Annotated in this window: 2 protein-coding genes; one reads left to right on the top strand and one right to left on the bottom strand. The window is 71.8% G+C overall.

From position 1 onward, the window contains the following. Positions 1-648, top strand: a 648-nt coding sequence (locus AC1D15_RS34475) for a GGDEF domain-containing protein (RefSeq protein WP_477829612.1), incomplete at its 5' end; no start/stop codon positions are given. Position 649: 1 nt separating this feature from the next. Here the strand turns inward: AC1D15_RS34475 and AC1D15_RS34470 are convergent. Further along, positions 650-958 (bottom strand): aldehyde dehydrogenase family protein (locus AC1D15_RS34470; protein ID WP_477829611.1); only part of this gene is annotated, 309 nt, incomplete at its 5' end.

Raw genomic sequence — 958 nt, 5'->3', positions numbered from 1 at the left:
GCGCTGGTGGTGCTGGCACCGGCCATGGCCGATGCGCAGGCGCAGCGCCTGATCGAGGCCGGCGTGCAGGACATCGTGTTCCATGCCGACCTCGGCTCGCTCGCGCAGCGGCTGCGGCTGGCCGCCGGGCGCAAGGCGATCGAGCGCGAGGCGCGCAAGGCCTACGCCACCGACCTGATGACGGGCCTGCCGAACCGCACGCAGCTGATCGAGCACCTGAGCCAGGTGCTGGCGCTGCGCGAGCGCGAGCCGGCACCGGTCAGCCTGCTGGTGTTCCGCATGGACGGTTTCCAGGGCATCGAGGGCGCGCACGGGCCGGAGTCGGCCAACGTCGTGCGCCGCAAGGTCGCGGTGCGGCTGCGCGGCGGCGTGCGCTCGAGCGACGTGGTGGCCTCGCTCGGGGCCGACGTGTTCGCGGTGCTGCTGCCGTCGACCGAATCGCCGGCCGACGCGCAGCGCGTCGTCGACAAGCTGGTGCGCATGCTGCGCGATCCGTTCAACGTGGCCGGCATCACGGTGGGCGTGACGGCGCACGTCGGCGTCGCGCAGTACCCGCAGGACGGGCAGCAGCCCGACGACCTGCTGCGGCATGCATCCGCCGCGGCGCTGGCGACCGCCTACGGGCCGCGGGGGGCGGCGAACGACTGAGCTATTTCTGGATGTCCCCCAGGCACAAATACTTCACCTCGACGTAGTCGTCGATCCCGTGGTGCGACCCCTCGCGCCCGAGGCCCGACTGCTTGACCCCGCCGAACGGCACCTCGGCCGTCGAGATCAGCCCGGTGTTGATGCCCACCATGCCGTACTCCAGCGCCTCGCCGACGCGGAAGATGCGGCCGATGTCGCGGCTGTAGAAGTAGCTTGCCAGCCCGAACTCGGTGGCGTTGGCCATCGCGATCGCGTCGGCCTCGGTGGTGAAGCGGAACACCGGCGCCACCGGGCCGAAGGTCTCCTCGCG

It is taken from the genome of Rhizobacter sp. P2_H2, from assembly GCF_056403375.1.
Note: the sequence above shows the minus strand (reverse complement) of the source record. Positions and strands in the feature narration are given on the sequence as shown.